Origin of the sequence: Pseudomonas sp. StFLB209 (assembly GCF_000829415.1) — a bacterium.
GTDB lineage: Bacteria > Pseudomonadota > Gammaproteobacteria > Pseudomonadales > Pseudomonadaceae > Aquipseudomonas.
Genome location: NZ_AP014637.1, coordinates 2,317,497 through 2,338,218, shown reverse-complemented (window position 1 = coordinate 2,338,218; position 20,722 = coordinate 2,317,497). Strand labels below are relative to the sequence as shown.

Genomic DNA, 20,722 nt, shown 5'->3' with positions numbered 1-20,722 from the left:
TATCCACATGGATGTCAATGCTCCGGCCCGCCTGGCGGACAAGCCTTCTATTGCCCAGCAAAACACCGAGCGTCGTCACAGCGCCCTGCAACGCGCCCTGGCGCTGGTGCTGGCCAATGCGCTGTTCTGGCAACCGATCCTGGTCCAGGCCCAAGGCGTGGTCGCCAGCAACCCCAACACCCAGGTCGGCCAGGCCGGCAACGGCGTGCCGGTGGTCAACATTGCCGCGCCCAACGCCAGCGGCCTGTCGCACAACCAGTACCAGCAGTACAACGTCGATGCCCAGGGGCTGATTCTCAACAACGCCACCGACACCGCCCAGGCCACCCAACTGGGCGGCATCATCCAGGGCAACCCAAACCTGCAGGGCCAGGCCGCCGGGGTCATTCTCAACGAAGTAACCGGCGCCAACCCCAGCCAGCTCAAGGGCTACACCGAAGTCGCCGGGCAGGCAGCCAAGGTCATCGTCGCCAACCCGCACGGCATCACCTGCAATGGCTGCGGCTTCATCAACACCCCGCAAGCCACGCTGAGCACCGGCAAACCCGTACTCGACGCCAACGGCCAGTTACAGCGCTTCAATGTGCAGGGCGGCAGCGTGGCGATCGAAGGTGCGGGCCTGAATGCCAGCAATGTCGAGCAGTTCGACATCATCACCCGCAGCGCCAGAATCAACGCCCAACTGCACGCCAACAAACTCAACGTGATCACCGGGCGCAACGACGTCGACGCACAAACGCTGGCGGCCACGCCATTGGCCGATGACGGCAGCAGCAAACCGGAACTGGCCATCGACAGCTCGGCGCTGGGCGGCATGTATGCCGGTGCCGTAAAACTGGTCGGCACCGAAGCCGGGGTAGGCGTGAAGCTGGCCGGGGACCTGGCCGCCAGTGGTGGCGATATCCAGATCGACGCCAACGGCCAGTTGACCATGGCCCAGTCTGCCGCCAGCGGCAACATCGTCGCCAAGGCTCGCGACATCGACGTCAGCGCGCCGATGTATGCCGAGGGGCAAGTACAGCTCAATGCCGACAAGACCCTGACCAACCGCAAGAGCATCGCCGCCGGGCAGGTCGTGAGCCTGCAGGCTGACCAGTTGAACAACAGTGGCCGGGTCGAAGCCGGGGTCAACGCCGACAACAGCCGCAACAAGACCGGCGATGTGCGGGTGGCCGCACGCAACATGACCAACCAGGGCAGCGTCACCGCCAGCCGCGACCTGACCGCCAACGTCGATGCGCGCCTCGACAACCGCAAAGGTCAGCTGCTTAGCCAGGACAGCCTGAACGTCAGCGCCGGGCAACTGGATAACCAGGACGGCAAGCTGCTCAGCGACAACAGCCTGACCGTCAAGGGCGGCGCCCTGGACAACGGCAATGGCACCCTGAGCGCCATCAAGTCGGTGACGGTGCAGAACGACCGGCTGACCAACCGCAGCGACGGCCAGGTCACCAGCGGCGGCGCACTGAACCTGCACGTGCAGAACCTCGACAACCTCGGCGGCATGGTGTCTGCCCGCGAAACCCTGACCGTCAAGACCGGCCGTTTCGACAACAGCAACGGCACCCTGGTCGGTAGCGGCGGTGTGAATCTGGAACTGCTCCAGCAACTGACCAACAGCAACGCCAAGGTGGTCAGCGGCGGCGACCTGCTGATCAGCGGCAACGCGCAGATCGACAACCGCAATGGCCGGCTCAGCAGCCAGGGCTTGCTGAGCCTGATGGCCGCCCAGGTGGATAACCGCAACAAGGGCGTGATCACCGCCAACAGCCTGTCGATCGACGCGAAAAACATCGATAACCAGAACGGCACCCTGTTCAGCAAAGGACGGCTGCAACTGCGCGGCAGCGGTCTGGACAACCGCAACGGCGAAATCGCTGGCAACCAGTTGGACTTCGGCCTGACCGGCGCCCTGCTCAACAGCTACGGCGTGATCGAAAGCAGCGCCAGCCTGACGCTGGGCGCCGCCCGCCTGGACAACAGCCAAGGCCAGATCGGCGCACTGGGCAGCACCGGCACCACCGAACTGAACATCAGCGGCACGCTGGACAACAGCCGCGGTCGCTTGCAAAGCGCCAATCAGCACATGGACTTCAGCCTCGGCCGGCTGACCAATAACGAGGGCGTCATCGCCCACGCCGGTAGCGGCCGCCTGGGCCTGGGGCTGCCTCTGTTGCAAGACGCCGGTGGTCGCGTGTCGAGCAACGGCACCCTGAGCCTGAGCGGCGAGCGCTGGACCAACAGCAGCAACGTGCAGGCCGCCAATCTGGACCTGGACATCGCCACCCTGACCCAGACTGAAGGCGGCCGGCTGATTGCTGCCAAGCGCTTTACCGGGCGGGGCCAGAACTGGACCAACAACGGCCTGATCGGTGCCGACGGCGACCTGACCCTCTCCCTGAGCGGCAGCTACACGGGGGCCGGCCGGCTGACCAGCCTCGGCACGCTGGAGCTCAGCGCGCCGAGCGTGCTCAACCGGGGCATCATCACCAGCGCTGGCGACATGCGCCTGCTGGTCAACGATTTCACCAACCAGCGCGGCCACCTCTACAGCCTGGGCGACCTGCAGATCAGCGCCGATGCCGCAGGCGCCAACGCCAACAGCATCATCAACCGCTCCGGCACCCTGACCAGCGACGGCGACATGCTGCTGGCCGCCCGCTCGATCCAGAACATCCGCGACCTACTGACCGTCAACGACGCCGGGATCTACAGCGCGCAAATCAACGAAATCGCCTGCACCACCGCCGGCACCGGCAACCTGGACTGCAGCGGCGGCAAGGAACACCACGTCTGGAATATCCAGCAACTGGAAAAGCTTGAAGTCACAGCCTTCAGCGAGGCCTCCAGCATCACTGCCGGCGGCGATATCACCCTGCGCGGTACGGATTTCCTCAACAGCAGCAGCACCCTGGCCAGCAGCGGTGCGCTGACCGCCAACTTCAGCAACAACTTCAGCAACATCGGCGTAGTGCCCAGCACCACCCACACCAGCCGCACCTTCATCTCCGAGCGCACCCGCAGCCCGGGCGGCTGGTATGCCCTGGCTGACGACTTTACCCAGCGCTATTCACAGGGCGGTGCGCGTTACAACGCCAACGATCTGGGCGGCCTTGAAGCGGCGATGAGCAACTTCATCGCCAGCACTGAACGGGAAGTCACCGAGCTGCGCACCATCAACCGCCAGACACCTGACCAGCAGAGCTTTGCGGCGCTGATCCAGGCCGGCGGCAACGTGTCCATCGAGACTGGCAACAACTTCGACAACCGCGCCGTGCAGCGCGGCTTCACCTACGTCAGTGGCGGCGAACGGACCAACACCGAGGCGCCGGGCACCGCCCACGCCACCGCCATCCGCCTCGACAGCCAGCTGTCGCCGGACCTGGCCCAGCAGCAGATCAACCCCACCACCCTGCCCGGCTTCAGCCTGCCGAGCGGCCAGAACGGCCTGTTCCAGCTGGCTGACGAGGCCAGCGGCGGCGCCCTGCTCAACACCACCGGCGCCGGTAGCCACCCGTACCTGATCGAGACCAACCCGGCACTGACCGACATGCGTCAGTTCCTCAGCTCCAGCTACCTGCTCGACAACCTCGGCTACAACCCCGACACCCAATGGAAACGCCTTGGCGACGGCTACTACGAGCAGCGGCTGGTCCAGCAGGCCGTGGTCTCGCGCACCGGCCAGCGTTACCTGGCCGGCCTGACCAGCGACGAAGCCACCTTCAAATACCTGATGGACAACGCCCTGGCCAGCCGCGACGCGCTCAAGCTCAGCGTTGGCGTGTCGCTGACCGGCGAACAGGTCGCCGCCCTCACCCACGACATCGTCTGGATGGAAGAACAGCAGGTACAAGGCCAGCGCGTGCTGGTGCCCGTGCTGTACCTGGCCCAGGCCGACAACCGCCTGGCCGCCAACGGCGCGCTGATCCAGGGCAACGACCTGCAACTGATCGCCGGCAACAACCTCAACAACGTCGGCACCCTGCTCAGCCGCAACAACCTCAGCGCCAAGGCAGGCAACACCCTGCTCAACAGCGGCCTGATCCAGACCGAACAACGCCTGGCTCTGGAGGCCGATAACAACCTGATCAACCACGCCGGCGGCGTGATCAGCGGCCACGACGTCAGCCTGCTGGCCAAAGACGGCAGCGTCAGCAACGAACGCAGCGTCACCCGTCATCAGAGCGCCATGGGCGCCTCTGTATGGCGCGAAGACTTCGCCGACAACCCGGCCCGCATCGAATCGGCCGGCGACCTGCAGGCCAAGGCCGGCAAGAACGTCAACAACATCGGCGGGGTGATGCAGGCACAGGGCGGCGTGCGCCTGGAGGCCGGGCAGGATGTGAACATCGTCGCAGCGCAAACCCAGGAAGGCCGCATCAACGGCGCCAACCACACCCGCTCCAGCGTCACCCAACTGCCCGCCAGCGTCAGCGCCGGGCAGAACATCGGCGTACAGGCCAGCAACGACATCAACGTCATCGCCAGCCAGGTCGAAGCCCAGGGCAACCTGGTGATGAATGCTGGCAACAACCTCAACATCACTTCAGCCGCTAACGAAAGCCAGTACTACAGCAAAACCAAAAAGGTCACCGACCAGCAGGAGCACACCCAACAGGTCGCCAGCACACTGACCGCCAAGGACAACGTCGCGCTGAGTGCCAAACAAGACCTGACCGTGAGTGCCAGCCAGGTCAAGGCCGGGGATGCGGCGTATCTGTATGCCGGGAATAACCTGAATCTGCTGGCGGAAAAGAACCGCGACTACTCGTATTACGAAAAAACCAAGAAGGGATCGTGGGGCAAGAAAAGCCACACGATGGACGAAAGCGATAGCCAGGTGGCAGTCGGCTCAATCATCCAGGCGACTAACGATGTGGTGCTGTCCGCCACTAAGGATATCCGCAGCCAAGGCGCGTTCGTGACCAGCGAGGGGGCCGTTAATCTGCTAGCCGGCCGCGACATCGACCTGGGCACCGCCGACAACTACGCCAGTGAAGCACATTCCTCCTCGAAGAAAGGCCTGTTCTCTTCAAAAAGCGCCGTCAGCAGCACCAGCCAGTCGACGGTCACAGGTACCGAGCTTCATGGCCAGAGCCTTAATCTGGAGGCAGACAACGATATACGCCTCAGGGCCGCCACGCTCCATGCCGACCAGAAAGCGCGCCTGGTAGCCGGTCGCGACGTAGACATCGATGCGGTGCAGCAAAACAGCACATCCAGCAGCGCCAGCCAGTCCAGCAAGCTTTCGTTCAGCTGGGCAGGAGAAATGTCTTTGCAGCAAAAAGCCGCGAAGAACGCTCAGCAGGCATCTGCGGCCAAGGGCAGCAGCATCAGCGCCGATACACTGGACATCAAGAGCGAGCGGGACGTCGCGATCCGTGGCAGCAAGCTGGTCACTGATGGTGATATCCGTATCGAAGCGGACCGTAACCTGGCCATTGCCAGCGCGGAAAACACCAACGCCAGCGACAGCAGTTCAAGCAGTAAAAAAGCGGGTGAGATCGGCAGTTGGTGGCAGTCCTCTCTGGGCGTCGTCAAGCTCAAGCAAAACGAAAGCAGCGACACCACCACTCAGGTCCCCAACCAGATCGCCTCGCTGAGCGGCAACGTCTCCATGACGGCAGGCGAACGCTACAGCCAGTTGGCCAGCCAGGTCATCGCACCGAAGGGTGATATCTCCATCACGGCCAGGCAAGTGGACGTGGTAGCCGGTTTTGATCTGCTCAAGGCACAAAACGCCAAGAGTTCCGATAAAACCGCGATTGGCGGCAGCATCCGCGTGCCATTGCTGGACGCTGCCAAAAATCTTCAACAAGCCGCTGAATCCAACACCACAACCAATGACCCTCGCATGCAGGGTCTGGCAGCGCTGAACACCGCCATGAGCGCCAAGCGCGCTTACGACACCGTGCAGGATGTTGCGCAAAACGGCATCGGTTTCAAGGTCAGCCTCAGCCTGGGTAATACACAAAGTCATAGCGAAAGCAGCCAGTCTGGACAGAATGTCGTTTCCAGCGGTCTGGCCGCTGGGCGCGACGTAAATATTCGTGCCACAGGCGCAGGCCAGGACAGCAACATCAATGTCGTGGGCAGCTCCATTGAGGCCGGCAATAACGTCAACCTGAAGGCCGATGGCGATATCAATCTGCTCTCCGCGCAGAATACCGCCAGGCAGGATGGCTCCAACGGCAACAGCGGCTGGAGCGTAGGCATCGGCTTTACCGTTGGCGGCACACAGAACGGCTTCACACTGGATCTGGCCGCTAACAAAGGCCAGGGTAAATCCGAGGGCGACGACGTCACCCAGACCAACACCTCCATCAAGGCCGGCAACCAGGCGACGCTGGTCAGTGGCCGCGACACCAACCTCAAAGGCGCGGTCGTAACGGCCAATCAGGTTCAGGCCAACGTAGGCCGTGACCTGAATATCGAGAGCCTGCAGGACACCAGTAAATACAAATCCAAACAGACCGATGCCAGCGTCGGGATCAGCATTTGTATTCCACCGTTTTGTTATGGCATCCCCGGCAGTGACGCCATTACCGCCAGCGGCAGTGCTGGTTTCAACCATCAGAAAATGCAGAGCGACTACGCCAGTGTTACCGAGCAATCAGGTATCAAAGCCGGCGATGGTGGCTTCCAGATCGAGGTCAAGGGCAATACCGGGCTTACGGGCGGCGTTATAGCAAGTAACGATAAAGCGGTGGAGCAAAACCTCAATAGTTTGAGCACCGGAACCCTTACATGGACCGATATCAAGAACAAGGCTGAATACGACGCGAACAGTATCGGTTTAAGCGGGGGCGCCGGCGCTGTCATTGCCCGCGGCTCAGATAACACCTTGCAAGCCGGTGCCCCCGGTCAAAAAGCGGCGGACATTGAGGGAGTCAGCGCCAACGCACCGATAGCGCTGGTTGCCAGCGGTGATGCCCGCAGCACCACCCGCAGTGGCATCAGCGGGGCCAACGTCACCATCACCAATGAGGCGGGCCAACAAGCGCTAACCGGGCAAACCGCCGCCGCAACCATCGCGGATATCAATACCGATGTGTCCAGCGAACGCGATGGCAGCAACAAGCTCAAGCCGATCTTCGATGCTGAAGAAATTCAGAACAACTTCGCGATCACCAGCACCTTCATACAAAACACCGGCATCTATCTGGAGGAGCGGGCCAGGGAAGTCGACGCCAAGAACAAGCAGGCCGACGAGGAACTGGAGGCACTGAAAAACCCAACCCTCTCCGACAAGGAGCGAGAGACCCACATCGCCAATTACAACAGCCTGAAAGAACAGGCTCGGCAAATCGACAATGACTGGGGCTCTGGCGGCACTTATCGGCAGATCACTGTTGCGCTCACTGCTGGGGCCTCCGCGAACGTAACGGGCGGCACCAGCCAGTTCGCGCAGAACATGCTGGTCAACTACGTGCAGCAGGAAGGCTCTTCTGCCATCGGCAAGATGGTCGAAAAGGGGTTGAAAGAAGGCAGTCCCGAACACGCCGCCTGGCACGCCATGCTGGGCTGTGCAGGCGCTGCCGCCAGCCGGCAAAGCTGCTCGGCAGGCGCGATGGGCGGTGCGGCTTCCAGCTTCCTGACGACCTTCTTCTCCGAAACCAGTGCCGATGAGTCCAACGCCTCACGCGAAGCCAAACGCAATGTGATCGCCAGTCTGGTGACCGGTATCGCGGCCATGACTGATCCGTCCGCAGCGGCTACCAGCACCAACGCTGCCATCGCCAACGTGGACAACAACTGGCTGGCGACCCAACAGATCATCCAATACAAGAAGGAATACAACGAGGCTAAAACGCCCCAGGAGAAAGTAGCTGTATTCCTGAAGTGGGAGAAAACCTCACTCGATCAGGATGTACTGACCGGGGTAGGAATTGCCAAGGGCTTCAAGGATGGCATGGCCGGTATAGGGGTCGACACCCTCAACAGTGCCGTGAGCATGCTGCGCGATCCGCAAGCGCATATCGACGCCGTGATCGCGTTTGTCGATTCCCCGGAAGTCAGGGATCGGCTGAAACAACACATCCACGCCCAACTTAGGGAGAAACTCGAAAAAATCGACCAGGCCCTTGAGCACGGTGGCGACGAAAATGCCGAGATGCTGGGCAAGATGATGGGCGAGGTCACTGCCGTCGTCATCAGTACCGTGTCCACCGGCGGTGGCGGCGCAGCCACCAAGTCCGCAACACTTTCGGAAATGGGAATTCTCATCTCTGGCAAAAAGCTTGAACAGCTTGCCGCCACGGTGAAGCTGGAGAAGGTCACCGAGAACTTCGCTCAGGCCGGGAAGCCAGGCAGGGATCCGGATGTGCCGTTTGTGGAAAACAGCCCTCCGCCAAAACAACCGGAGAGGCTTGCAAACGCAGCCCCTGAGATAGGTCCCTGCTGCTTCGCCGCAGGCACCAAAGTCTCGACACCTGACGGCGACCGAGCCATCGAAACCCTCAAGATCGGCGATATCGTCTGGAGCAAACCGGAAAAAGGCGGCAAACCCTTCGCTGCCACAATCACCGCCACTCATGTTCGTAACGACCAGCCGATCTACCGCCTGACACTCAAAGGGTCAGACCTGAACGGTAAAACAACACGGGAAACATTGCTGGTCACACCGGGCCACCCGTTCTACGTCCCGGCACAGAAAGACTTTGTACCGGTCATCGACCTCAAGCTTGGCGATCGCCTGCAATCATTGGCTGATGGCGCGACCGAAAACACCTCGTCCGAGGTCGAGTCGCTGGAGCTTTACGCGCCGGTGGGGACGACGTATAACCTGACGGTCGATGTGGGGCATACGTTCTATGTTGGTGATCTGAAGACTTGGGTGCATAACACAGGGCCTTGTGATCCGGCTGCGCGGGGTGAAGCCCGGGGCGAAGGTGCAGAAGGAGGAGCGCCGCTATTCAATGATGTTCTAGACGAAGCGCGTATTGGAAATGGTACGAAAGGTGAAGGTAGCGGACATAAAGTAGATCAACTTCCAAATAAACAAGTTGTTGGGACTGATGGAGAGCCAATACCTGTTCACTCGAAGCCAGAGGGGTACGACGGACCTTATAAGGGTCCTTATGCCACTCAGGAGTTCCCATCGACTCCGGTAGCACACGGTTTTCCGGACATTGTTGATAACTATGCAAACAGCGCGACTAAATTCCCTCTCAAAAACGGCGCATCGCTTTACCAAGCATCAGGAAGCTACAATGGTGTAGCGGGCAGATTTGAATGGATTGTAGACCCGAAGTTGGGCGGTGTAACGCACAGAATGTTTGTACCAAATGGAACTGTTAACGGCATACCGGTGAAACCATGATTCAAGAAGTCTTTGAACGAATTGCCAGACATGCCTTGACTGACTGGGGTGTTTTGCTTCAGGGCGTCTATGGTATTCCTGGCCTTTTAGGAAAACTGCCAACTTCTTATGTAGAAAATTATGCGAACGCTGAACTTGAACAGGTAGCTGGGGATAGCCCCTTGCTCGACGTGATTGTTAGCTTGGCTAACGATAGTGATCTATCTTTATCTGAGCTGTGCCCGCAGTTGCAGAAAATATGTGATTTTCAAAATGTGGATATGCAGCGGGCCAGCAGAATATGGCGAGCGGCTGCATTGGAAAAACTGCTAGCAAACCTAGACACGGAACCGCTGTATGGATTAATAAACCTTTCTGAGTTTTGGTCAATCTGGGAGTGGCCTGCTGATGCTCCACTGTCGATGATTCCTGGTAAGATGACTTTGCCAGAGCATAAATACCATTCTGACTCGAACTATGAGCATGTTATTCATGAGCATGCGCAGTGGTTGAAAGAGGAGCTGGCAGCGTTGATCTGTAGCAAACCTTGAACTTAATTTGAAAATCTTAAGCGCGTCCCAAACCTCACCTTTTACAGAATGGGGGGGGTTGGGGCGCGCTTACCCTAATCTTCGGCTGCGTACAGCCAAATATATAAGGCGGCAAACCGTTCACCGACGCCATTACCATCACTCACGTTCGTAACGATCAGACGATCTATCGCCTGCCCCTCAAAGAGGCGGATGAACACAGCAACGAGAAGCGCGATACCCTGCTGGTTACCCCGAGCCATCCGATCTACTTACCAGCTCGGCGAGATTTCATCCCGGTCAGCGATCTCAAGACTGGCTGCAGTCAATGGCTGATGCCGCGTCCGAGGTCGAGTCTCTGGAGCTTTACGCACCGGAGGGGACGACGTATAACCTGACGGTCGATGTGGGGCATACGTTCTATATTGGTGATCTCAAGACTTGGGTGCATAACACTGGGCCTTGTGATCCGGCTGCGCGGGGTGAGGCAGGGAGTGGTGGTGCAAGAGGATCCGAGACCTCAAGTGATACTCCCAAGGGAGTAACCAACCCAGAAATTTCTAAACTCAATCGGCCATCAATTCCTGAAGGTATGACACAAAGTCAATTTGGGAAGAACGTAATTGGGTGGGGAGCTAGACCAGAAGGAGCATTACAGCGCCTTGAGACCATCAACCTTTGGATCAGTTATTGCCTAACGGCAAGGTTCAGAGTGTTCGAGGGGGAGTTCAATCGCTGGTTTGATCAATTAACTTCTTCAGAGTTGGATGTTTTGTGGCAAAACAAGGCTGCTCGTAACACAATTGAAGCACGGATACGGCAACCCGGTGGATTGCATGAGTGGTGCATGGTATGCAGGGCTCCTGACTTCAAAAAATGGGGAGTGCCTATGGACGAAATTGAGAGTTTTAGAACCAAGACGTCTGAATTGAAGTGGACCAGTCCTCTCGACGGTAAGCCTGGAGGCCATGGTAGCCATGCTTCCAGAACTTTCCACAACGAACTAAAATCAATTATTGACAAGAGCAAATCACTTAGCGACTTCAACACAAATATCATTTCACTTCGAGATAGATGGAAGATAGATCCTAACCTATTGCCGACTCTGCCAAAATCAAGAGGACTACAAGAGTGAAAAACTTATTATCGGATTGGAGTGCTTTCTGTGAAGGTGTCGCAATGTTTGATAAATCCCATTTTTTAGGACTATTAAAAGCGCACCACAGCAACGAAGAGCTTCGAAAAATATTTAGTTACTTCCCACATGCAGAGGAATTGGCCGACAGGGCTGCGAATGTTATTTCTTATGCTACAACAGAGGAATCTCTATATCTTCTACCCAAACGCACAACTACTAATGATGAGCTTATCAAGCTAGGTGACGACTGGCTCAAAGAACAAAAAAACATATGCAAAACTCTTGGCAACTCTGAAGTACTTGATATCTGCAACGAGGCTAAAGTCCTATTCGTTACCAAGCAAGATCTGGAGCATTCACTTCAACAAGACATCCCCCATTATTGGTTGTTTGACGAGGCCGGGGATGCAATCAGAACAAGTATGATTTCTGACTCAGACGAGATCTATGCATTGTTTGAAGCTCTGTATGGCTTAGCTGCCGACTATTATCTTGCATGGTATATTGGGCGCCCCTTATTTACATTTGAAGTTGATCTAGGACCATATTTTAGATTTTGGCGGACAGGGGGGAGGTGCGCTCTTACTGAGGAGGCTCTTTTAGTGTCCAACTAAAATCATATTAAAATAAAAAGTACAAAACCCAGCATTCTTCAGTCGAGCCCCCCCTCAAATTAAAGAGGCAAATTCAATTCCTAGAGGGTGCCTCGATAAACTTTCCGCATATCAGCGGCAAGTCGAAAACCAATCTAAGATCACGCCGGAAAATGTGGTTGATATCCGTAGATTGCCAGATGGCCGAACAGTCTGGTTGGAAAAGGGTACTGATGCTGCTGGATTGCAACATATCTATAAACAACACGAAGTCGACTTTGTCAACACGGGAATCTCGCGCAATGATATTCCAACGATAGTAATGAACGCTCTTGAGCGTGGTGACATTATCGGGACCAATGGTTCGGCTAATGTTTATCGTGTTACGCACAATGGTGTTGAGCAAAATATTGCAGTCGGTGTTGGCTCAAACGGTTTCGTGGTTCGAGCTAATCCGGTAAGTTTTTGGAAGCCATTGCTATGATTAGGTTAAGACTAACAAGTGAATATTTGGCCGGGCCAATATTTTGCCCAGATCCGGATAGAATGGGGCACGTTGACATCGAGGATTTACCAATCTCTCAAGAGTTGATGGCGAAAATCAGGAGTTGGGACGAGGAGTACCAAGCGACTTTCAACAGCGACTACCCTCCCGACTCTGTTTTTCCCACTCTTGAGGCAGAGCTTCGGCATAAAGCCGAAGGCATGCAACTGGCGAAGTCGTTACAACAAGAACTAAAGGGCGGCTATATGATTGAGTATTGGCCGTAGTCGATAGTCAGTTGATGCAGAAGGAACTGGGAGTGTTCCGAATCTTACTGAGCGGGGCACGTCAGTTAACCTACACCCTAATGACATTGCTATCGCACAGCGACCAGCAAGAACACTTGCACAGGATGATTTTTGGCGCTACTGGTTACAAACTCAAACCGAAAACAGAATAACTCCATCCGGCTCATATGATTTTGTAAAAACGCCAGACGGGAGTATTCGGGTTGCCAGGCTAAATGTGAGTCAAGACTTCTCAACCCATACGAACAGCCTAGAACTAGCTAGTTACTATTCGAAGGTGTTTACCGATCCGGGCGTCAAAAACTTTAAGTTCGTAATTACCCCGATAACAAAGTGAGGTGTAAAATGAGTAGTGATCGGGAGACGTTAGAAAAAGTTCTGGGTGGAAAAATCGAGCAGTCGAACTCTCGAAATGTACCTGGTGTTACGGCTGTTGATGGGCAGCAAGTTGTTTATTTTTCGGACGATGGGAAAAACAAATTCCGAAAACAATTTAATAACATTACGTGCTTTTCTGAACCTCCGAATGCTGTTCGTGGAGGGGTAAATGATCGCGGGTGCAAAGTCACCCCGCCCGCGGGGCCTCTTTTTTACGCGATTTCCTATCATGGTGATCTTGAAGGTTGGAGAAAAGATATTGAGGCAGGGGCAATTGGCCTTGGTCTGTTACTCGCCAAAATCAAAGGTGATCAATTGGTTATTTCCGATGGCCGCTCGATCCCTCTGTCAGATTGCAAAATAGAGTTCTCTTGACCACTGCTTACCCTCAACACCGGCCCTGCGCCGGTGTTGTTGTATCTGCTTACTGCAAAACCTCCCGTCTGTTGCCGCTGTCCGACGGCTTCGCCACCGAACCGCTAGGGGCTTTTGTCGTTGGTTGGGTTAGGTCGTCCAGGTCGCATTTTGACGGGCTGAAAACCCACGTCGGGGTGGTTTTATTCAGCGAGCGCGAATCAGCTGGACCGACCGGCGCGCAGGCCGCGCCACGTCTGGCGTTGCGTGTGTAAACAACGAAATTCGCGCCGGGTGATACTGTTGGGTGCCTCTAAAAACGTAAGCGAGGCAGCCAGCGCAAGGCAAAAAACGGCGAGGAAGCGGAGTCTGCGGGTTGTAAATGAGCATTCTGAGCCGTTTTTTAACGCTGCGATGGCAACGCAGGTAGTTTTTAGAGGTGCCCCTCAGGCGTACCGACAGGGTTAAGCATTGTGTAGCGCCAAAAACGATGAACGGGATCTGGCCTGTTCTCCCCCAAGAAAACCTCACCCCCGCCGCGCCACCAATAACGCCGTCGCCGCACTGGCCAACAACCCCGAACACACCCGATTGAACATCTGCTTGCTCGACGGCCTGGCAAACAGCCGACGCGCATGCACGCCCATCCAGGCGTACAGGGCAATCGCCACGCACTCCAGCAGCAGAAACAACGCGCCCAGCACGGCAAATTGCGCGGTCACGTCGCGGGACTGGTCAACGAACTGCGGCAGGAATGCGGTAAACAGCAAGATCGCTTTGGGGTTGCCGATGGCGACCAGAAACTCCTGACGCGCCAGCCGGGCGAGGCCCGGTGAGTCGGCGGCGGCCATGCCTTCGGCTTGCGGGGTGGCGCGCCAGAGCTGGAAGGCCAGCCAGAACAGATAGCCTGCGCCGATGATTTTGATGGCGTGGAACAGCCATTCGGAGGTGTGCAGCACAGCGGCCAGGCCGACGGCCGCCAGGGCAATCATGATGGCGAAGGCCAGCAGGCGCCCTGCTCCGCCGCTGCAGGCGCGGGCGAAGCCGTAGCGGCTGGCGTTGCTGACCGACAACAGGTTGTTGGGGCCGGGCGCCATGTTCAGGGCGAAACAGGCCGGGATGAACAGGGCAAGGGTGGAAAGCTCCATGGGGGATTCTCCGCAAGACAGGGCAGCGAGTTGCAATCTGGCATGCACACCCTGCCCGCTCAAGGCACAGCCAAGGGCTTTTATCCGGGTTGACTGTACCGCCGCGATACATCCGCTCAAGCCTGGCAAAACCCTGTGACCCTCTGCGCCACTGACTATGGCGATGTCTGGCTAGCCTGTCGGGCACCGTTATCAAGCAAGGAGGCTTCGATGTTGCCGACAATTCGTTTACTGGTTGCCGCTGTGCTGTTGTCAGGCAGTGCGACCTTGCAGGCCGCGCAATGCCCGGACTGGGAGCCGGCCAAGGCCCGTCAGCAAGTACATGCCTTGCAGGAGCAGATCTTGCAGTGGGACGACAGCTACCATCGCCAAGGCGTATCACTGATTGCCGATGAGCTGTACGACCAGGCCCGGCAACGTCTGTCCACACTGCGCAGTTGCTTCAACCTGCCTGCCGGCGCCGCCGACGACCCGTTACTCACCGCACGCGGCCGGGTGCTGCATCCGGTGCCGCATACCGGGCTGGGCAAGCTGGCTGATGACAAGGCTGTGGCCCGCTGGCTGGCCGGGCGCGAGGACGTGTGGATTCAACCCAAGGTCGATGGCGTGGCGGTCACGCTGGTTTATGAGCAAGGACGTCTGGTGCAGGCCATCAGTCGTGGCGACGGCCAGCAAGGCCAGGACTGGACCACCCAGGCGCGGCGTATCGCAGCCATTCCCGGTCAGTTGCCCGAACCACGCGACCTGCTGCTGCAAGGCGAGTTGTACTGGCGTCTGAACGGCCATGTGCAGGCCACCGACGGCAGCCTCAATGCCCGCAGCCAGGTGGCCGGTGCCTTGGCCCGGCATGATCTGAGTGACGAGCAGGCAGCGCAAATCGGCCTGTTCGTCTGGGACTGGCCCACCGGCCCGCAACAACTGCAGCCGCGCATGGATGAGCTGGCCGCCTTGGGCTTCAGCGACATGGCCCGTTACAGCCAGCCGCTGGCAGGCATTGAACAAGCCCGCGCCTGGCGCGAATTCTGGTATCGCAACCCGCTGCCCTTCGCCACCGACGGCGTGGTACTGCGCCAGGGCAGTCGCCCGCCGGCCGAGCGCTGGCAGGCCAGGGCGCCGTACTGGATAACAGCGTGGAAATACCCCTACGCGCAAGCGCTGGCCGAGGTGCGCAAGGTGACCTTCAACATCGGCCGCAGCGGGCGGATCACGCCGATGCTGGAGCTGGTGCCGATTCGCCTTGATGACCGCACCATAAGTTCGGTCAGTGTCGGTTCGCTGCAACGCTGGCAGAAGCTGGATGTCCGCCCCGGTGATCAGGTGGCGTTAAGCCTGGCCGGGCTGACCATCCCGCGCTTCGACGGTGTACTGCTGCGCAACAGCGAACGCGTGCCGCTGCATGTACCAGACCCACAGGCTTATCACTCGCTCAGTTGCTGGCAACTCACGCCCGGCTGCGAAAGCCAGTTCAAGGCGCGGCTGGTGTGGCTGTCTGGCAAGCAGGGGCTGGACTTGCCGGGGGTCGGGCCTGGCACCTGGGACAAACTGCTCAATGCCGGGCGGCTCGACGGTTTGCTCGACTGGATGACCCTTGACGCCGCCGAGCTTGTTAAGATGCCCGGCCTGGGTGAGCGTAGCGGCGCTACACTGTTTGCCAATCTGCAGAGCGCCCGGGACAAACCGTTCCGCCTCTGGCTCAAGGCACTGGGCCTGCCGCCCACCGGTAACGCCCGCCTGGCCGATGACTGGCAGACCCTGGCGGCGCGTAGCCTGGAGCAATGGCAGGCCGAAGCCGGGATCGGACCGGGACGTGCTGCACAGTTACAGGCATTTTTTCTCGACCCGCAGGTTAAGGCGCTGCGCAGTCAGTTGAGCGCCTTGGGTGTTGCGGGATTTTGATGCCGGGTTGTTATCTGCGCCCGGCTTGCACAAGGAGTTCACATGAAGCTGTTTTCCCCATTGATCCTGGCGCTGGCGTGCGCGCTGGGGTCGCCAGCGGTACTGGCCGCGGAACAGGCACCACCGGCTTCGGGCTGTCTGCTCAAGAGCCAGGAAATCAACGGCAAGATTCAGCAAGCCAAGGCTGACGGCAACAAACGTGAGCAGGCCGGGCTGGAAAAGGCGCTGAGCGAAGTCAACGCCAACTGCAGCGAAACCGCTTTGCTCAAGCAGCATGAACAAAAGGTGCTGGATGCCAAGCGTGAAGTCAGCCGCCGCCAGACCGACCTGAACAAAGCCATGGCCAAGGGCGACCCGGAGCGCATCAACAAACGCAAAGACAAACTGGCCGAGTCACGCAAAGAACTGGTCGATGCCCAGGCTGAACTGGACAAGGTCCAGACTCAGAACTGAGAGACGGCGATATCAGTCCATTCGCGGCTGAAGCCGACACTGTTTACTTAATGAACCACCGCATTCGTCGGCTGAGCCGACTCCCACCGAGTCGGCGCCGTACCTGCTTCTTAGGCACGACACAAATTCGGTGGGAGATCGCCCGCCGCCTCGGCGCCGCGCTGTCGCGTAGCCAACACGCAACCCCGTAGGAGTAGCTTTAGCTGCGAAAGGCTTCGCAGCTAAAGCTGCTCCTACGGGAGGGCCTTGTAAATCAGCGATTTGTACTTTGTTTGATGAGAGTTGGCTTGCCGACGAAGACGGAGGCACAGTCGCAGCAGATGCTGTGAGCTTACTGGCCTCTTCGCGAGAGGGGCCAGATCACCGCCTCCGCCGGTCAGGCCGCTGGCACCGCCGAGGCGACGAACAGGCCGATGATCAGCCCCAGGCCAACCAGGAAAGAGATCGAGCGCAGCACCGCCAGGTCGGCCAGATAGAAAATGATGAACAGCAAGCGGCTGGTGATGAACAGCACCGCCAGCACATCGATGGTCACCAGCTGTGCATTGCCGGCGATGTGGGCAATGATCACTGCGGCGGCAAAGCCCGGCAGCACTTCGAAGCCGTTCAATTGCGCGGCATGGGCACGCCGTGGCAAGCCTTCCAGCCGATCCAGAAAATCCCTGGGGTCACGGTTATGACCCGATCGAAACTTGCCGCTGCTGGCCTTGGCAATAACCGAGCAGATCAGCGGCAGGAGAATCGCGATCAACACACACCAAAAAGCGACTGTCATAAGTTGATTCCTTATTTGAACTTCATTACCAGCATGCCGAGCAACACCAGACCACATGCTAAGAGCCGGGGCCGGCCAAAAGGTTCTTTCAGGTAACGCATGCCCATCAACACCACCAGCAGTACGCTGACCTCGCGCAAGGCCGCCGCCTCCGCCACCGACCCCAGTTGCATGGCCCACAACACCAGGGCGTAGCTCAGCAGCACGCAAAGCCCGACACTCAGCCCGAGTGTCCACTGTTCGCGCCAGAACGTCATTAGCCCCTGATATTTGTAACAGGCTGCCAGCACCGGAAACGGCCAGGCACTGACCAGCGTCAGCCACACCAGATAATCCAGCGCCGGCACGCCCAGCTTGAGGGCCTGGCCGTCGATCCAGGTGTAGCTGCCGATGCACAGGCCAATCAGCCCGACCACCGGCAGCAGGCTCCAGGGCAAGCGCTCCCCGCCGCCACCTTGCCAGAGCAGGCAGACCATCCCGCACGGAATCAGCAAAATGCCAATGATCTGCTGGACACTCAGTTGCTCACCACCAGAGATCAGCGTCAGGGCCAGCACCACCAGAGGTGAGAGTCCGCGCATCAGCGGATACACCAATCCCAGGTCACCCACCCGGTAAGCCTTGATCAGCAACGCGCGATACAGCAGTTCGAACAGCGCCGAAGCCACCAGCCAGGGCCAGACCTGCACCGGCGGCGGGCTGACGAAGCTGACCGCCAGTAATGCACACAGCAGTGCCACGCCGTCCATGCTGGCGATCACCAGCAAGCGCTCGGCACTGAACTTGACGAGGGTGTTCCACACCGCGTGCAGCACGGCCGCCACCAGTACCAGAGCTGTCGCCAACACGCGCTTTACTCCTTGCTCAGAGAGCCCCCAGCATGACAGACAGGCCAACAGTCAAGGCAGCTAATGTGGCAAAAAATTTCTCAAACCGTGCACTATTACCCCTTCCCGGTGGTCAATCGCCTTCGCGCCGACACTTGCCGGGGCCGCTAGACCCTCGATACGAAATGAATATGGATCTGCCAATACGGAACTACGGATGCTTGAACTTGCTGCTGCGTTTATCTGCCTGACCACCCTGCTCACTTACGTGAATTACCGCTTCATCGGCCTGCCACCCACCATTGGTGTGATGGTCACGGCACTGATCTTTTCCCTGCTGCTACAAGGCCTGAGCCTGTTGGGCTTTCCCGGCCTTGAAGAGCGCGTGGAACAGTTGATCGGCCAGATCGACTTTGGCGATCTACTGATGAACTGGATGCTGTCGTTTCTGCTGTTCGCCGGCGCTTTGCACGTCAACCTCGCAGACCTGAAGAGTTATCGCTGGCCCATCGGCCTGCTGGCGACCTTCGGCGTGCTGATCGCCACCTTTGTGATTGGCAGCCTGGCGTGGTGGATTTTCGCGATGTTCGGCTGGCACGTCAGCTTCCTGTATTGCCTGTTGTTCGGCGCGCTGATCTCGCCCACCGACCCGATCGCGGTGCTCGGCGTGCTACGGACCGCCAATGCCTCCAAACCCCTGAAAACCACCATCGTCGGTGAAAGCCTGTTCAACGACGGCACCGCTGTGGTGGTGTTCACCGTGCTGTTGGGCATCGCGCAACTGGGCGAGACCCCGAGCGTGACCGAGACCGCCATCCTGTTTGCCCACGAGGCCATCGGTGGGGTGCTGTACGGCGGCTTGATTGGCTATGCGGTGTATCTGATGATCAAGAGCATCGAGCAGTACCAGATCGAGGTGATGCTGACCCTGGCACTGGTCATCGGCGGTTCGGCATTGGCTTCAGAGCTGCACGTATCGGCGCCGATTGCCATGGTGGTGGCCGGCCTGATCATCGGCAATCTGGGCCGTAATCTGGCGATGAACGACATGACCCGCCGCTATATGGACGGTTTCTGGGAGTTGCTCGACGACATGCTCAATGCCCTGCTGTTCGCGCTGATCGGCATGGAGCTGTTGCTGTTACCGTTCTCCTGGCTGCACCTGGCGGCCGCCGGCCTGTTGGCCGTGGCCATTGTGCTGTCGCGCTTCATCACCGTGGCACCGGCGATTTTGCTGCTGCGCCGCTGGCGCAAGGTGCCGCAAGGCACGATCCGCATCCTGACCTGGGGCGGGCTGCGTGGCGGTGTGTCGGTGGCCTTGGCACTGGCGCTACCGCTCGGGCCGGAACGCGACATCGTGCTGAGCATCACCTACATCGTGGTGCTGCTGTCGATCCTGTTGCAGGGCCTGACCATTGGCAGGCTGGTGCGCTCGGTGACCGGCCAGCCGCAGGTAGCTGACTCAAACGCCGCAGCGCCGCACCCCGGCCATTGATCGGGCGGCGTCCGGGATGAGCAGATTGTGTTAAAAAATTTTCTGCCCATCCCGGCGCTGCACGTAAACTTGACGGCATGTCTGGAAGTCGCCTTGCAGGAGCAGAGATGTCCACCCCAGAGAAACCCGCCATGACCGGCGGCGCACCGATGATTCCCGATCAACGCCGCGAGCAGATGCTGCGTCAGTTGCGCAAGCATCAGGTGCTGAGCGTGCACCAACTGATGGACATGTTCGATTGCTCGCACATGACCATCCGCCGTGACATCGCCCTGCTGGAGCAGGAAGGCCGCGCCTACTCGGTCACCGGTGGCGTGCGGATCGCCAGCCAGTTGCACAGCGAGCCCAGCCACCAGTCCAAGGCCGTGGTGGAACTGCCGAACAAGCAAGCGATGGCACGCCTGGCCGCCGCGCTGCTGCACCCGGACATGACGGTTTATCTGGATGCCGGCACCACGACGCTGGAAATCGTCCCGCACATTGCCGCGCTGTCGGGGATGACGGTGGTCACCAACGACTTCGGCATCGTCAATGCGCTGGCCGATGCCAACCATGTGGATGTGATTCACACCGGTGGCCTGCTCGACCACCCCAACCGCTCCAGCGTCGGCGGCCTGGCCGCCGCGACCCTGCGCCAGCTGGCGACCGACATCGCGTTCATGTCCACCAGTTCCTGGGATTTGCAGCGTGGCAGTACCACGCCTTCGGCGCTCAAGGTCGAGGTCAAACAGGCCGCCATGCAGTCGGCCTCGCGCAGTGTGCTGATCGCCAGCAGCTCCAAGTACGGCACCTTCGGCATGTACAAAGTCGCGGCGCTGGAACAGTTCGACAGCGTGATAACAGACGACGCCCTGACCCCGGCTGCCGCTGAAAGCATCCGCAACCAGCGCATCGAACTGCTGCTGGCCTCTACCCCGGCGTAACCCTACCCGCCGCGTAGGAGCCGCTTTAGCGGCGAAGAACGAACGCTGCATGTTCGCGGCTGAAGCCGCTCCTACAGTCACACACCAAAGCCCCTGCCCAGGGGCTTTTTGCTGTCTGT

13 protein-coding genes are annotated in these 20,722 nt (G+C 58.8%); 10 read left to right on the top strand and 3 right to left on the bottom strand.

Features of this window, described 5'->3' with window-relative positions; translation table 11 throughout:
* The first annotated feature begins 7 nt into the window (after positions 1–7).
* The 6 genes from PSCI_RS29060 to PSCI_RS28545 all read left to right on the top strand — a co-directional run bounded on the left by PSCI_RS29060 (position 8) and on the right by PSCI_RS28545 (position 13,107).
* Positions 8–9,322 (top strand): hemagglutinin repeat-containing protein, encoded by a 9,315-nt coding sequence (locus PSCI_RS29060; protein ID WP_052483384.1) that lies wholly within the window; start codon positions 8–10, stop codon positions 9,320–9,322.
* Complete coding sequence (locus PSCI_RS10735) at positions 9,319–9,852, top strand: DUF2247 family protein (protein WP_045486241.1); 534 nt, start codon at positions 9,319–9,321, stop codon at positions 9,850–9,852. The genes PSCI_RS29060 and PSCI_RS10735 overlap by 4 nt, the downstream gene beginning before the upstream one ends.
* A 307-nt stretch (positions 9,853–10,159) precedes the next feature.
* Positions 10,160–10,966: a DUF4951 domain-containing protein gene (locus PSCI_RS29055; protein WP_144403229.1), complete on the top strand. Its 807-nt coding sequence runs from the start codon at positions 10,160–10,162 to the stop codon at positions 10,964–10,966.
* 44 nt (positions 10,967–11,010) lie between these two features.
* Positions 11,011–11,583: a hypothetical protein gene (locus PSCI_RS10730; RefSeq protein WP_045486236.1), complete on the top strand. Its 573-nt coding sequence runs from the start codon at positions 11,011–11,013 to the stop codon at positions 11,581–11,583.
* Positions 11,584–11,737: 154 nt separating this feature from the next.
* Positions 11,738–12,046, top strand: coding sequence for a hypothetical protein (locus tag PSCI_RS29050; RefSeq protein WP_144403228.1), 309 nt, complete (start codon positions 11,738–11,740; stop codon positions 12,044–12,046).
* 653 nt (positions 12,047–12,699) lie between these two features.
* Complete coding sequence (locus PSCI_RS28545; RefSeq protein ID WP_084709931.1) at positions 12,700–13,107, top strand: hypothetical protein; 408 nt, start codon at positions 12,700–12,702, stop codon at positions 13,105–13,107.
* 506 nt (positions 13,108–13,613) lie between these two features.
* Here PSCI_RS28545 and PSCI_RS10715 read toward each other — a convergent pair.
* Positions 13,614–14,234 (bottom strand): LysE family translocator, encoded by a 621-nt coding sequence (locus PSCI_RS10715; protein ID WP_045486228.1) that lies wholly within the window; start codon positions 14,232–14,234, stop codon positions 13,614–13,616.
* Positions 14,235–14,444: 210 nt separating this feature from the next.
* On the opposite strand from PSCI_RS10715, the gene ligB reads away from it, so the two are divergent.
* Together ligB and PSCI_RS10705 are read left to right on the top strand one after the other, a co-directional pair.
* A complete protein-coding gene (gene ligB, locus PSCI_RS10710; RefSeq protein WP_045486225.1) occupies positions 14,445–16,130 on the top strand; it encodes an NAD-dependent DNA ligase LigB in 1,686 nt (561 codons plus the stop codon).
* Positions 16,131–16,172: 42 nt separating this feature from the next.
* Positions 16,173–16,583: a DUF1090 domain-containing protein gene (locus PSCI_RS10705; RefSeq protein WP_045486223.1), complete on the top strand. Its 411-nt coding sequence runs from the start codon at positions 16,173–16,175 to the stop codon at positions 16,581–16,583.
* A 376-nt stretch (positions 16,584–16,959) separates the two neighbouring features.
* On the opposite strand, the gene PSCI_RS10700 is transcribed toward PSCI_RS10705, so the two are convergent.
* Both PSCI_RS10700 and PSCI_RS10695 read right to left on the bottom strand, forming a co-directional pair.
* A complete protein-coding gene (locus tag PSCI_RS10700) occupies positions 16,960–17,358 on the bottom strand; it encodes an MAPEG family protein (protein WP_045486221.1) in 399 nt (132 codons plus the stop codon).
* A gap of 11 nt (positions 17,359–17,369) precedes the next feature.
* A complete protein-coding gene (locus PSCI_RS10695) occupies positions 17,370–18,206 on the bottom strand; it encodes a DMT family transporter (RefSeq protein ID WP_045486218.1) in 837 nt (278 codons plus the stop codon).
* 196 nt (positions 18,207–18,402) lie between these two features.
* Here PSCI_RS10695 and PSCI_RS10690 point away from each other — a divergent pair, with 196 nt between their 5' ends.
* Positions 18,403–19,680 (top strand): cation:proton antiporter, encoded by a 1,278-nt coding sequence (locus tag PSCI_RS10690; RefSeq protein WP_045486215.1) that lies wholly within the window; start codon positions 18,403–18,405, stop codon positions 19,678–19,680.
* Positions 19,681–19,787: 107 nt separating this feature from the next.
* Positions 19,788–20,603, top strand: coding sequence for a DeoR/GlpR family DNA-binding transcription regulator (locus tag PSCI_RS10685; protein WP_045486211.1), 816 nt, complete (start codon positions 19,788–19,790; stop codon positions 20,601–20,603).
* Positions 20,604–20,722: the final 119 nt, after the last annotated feature.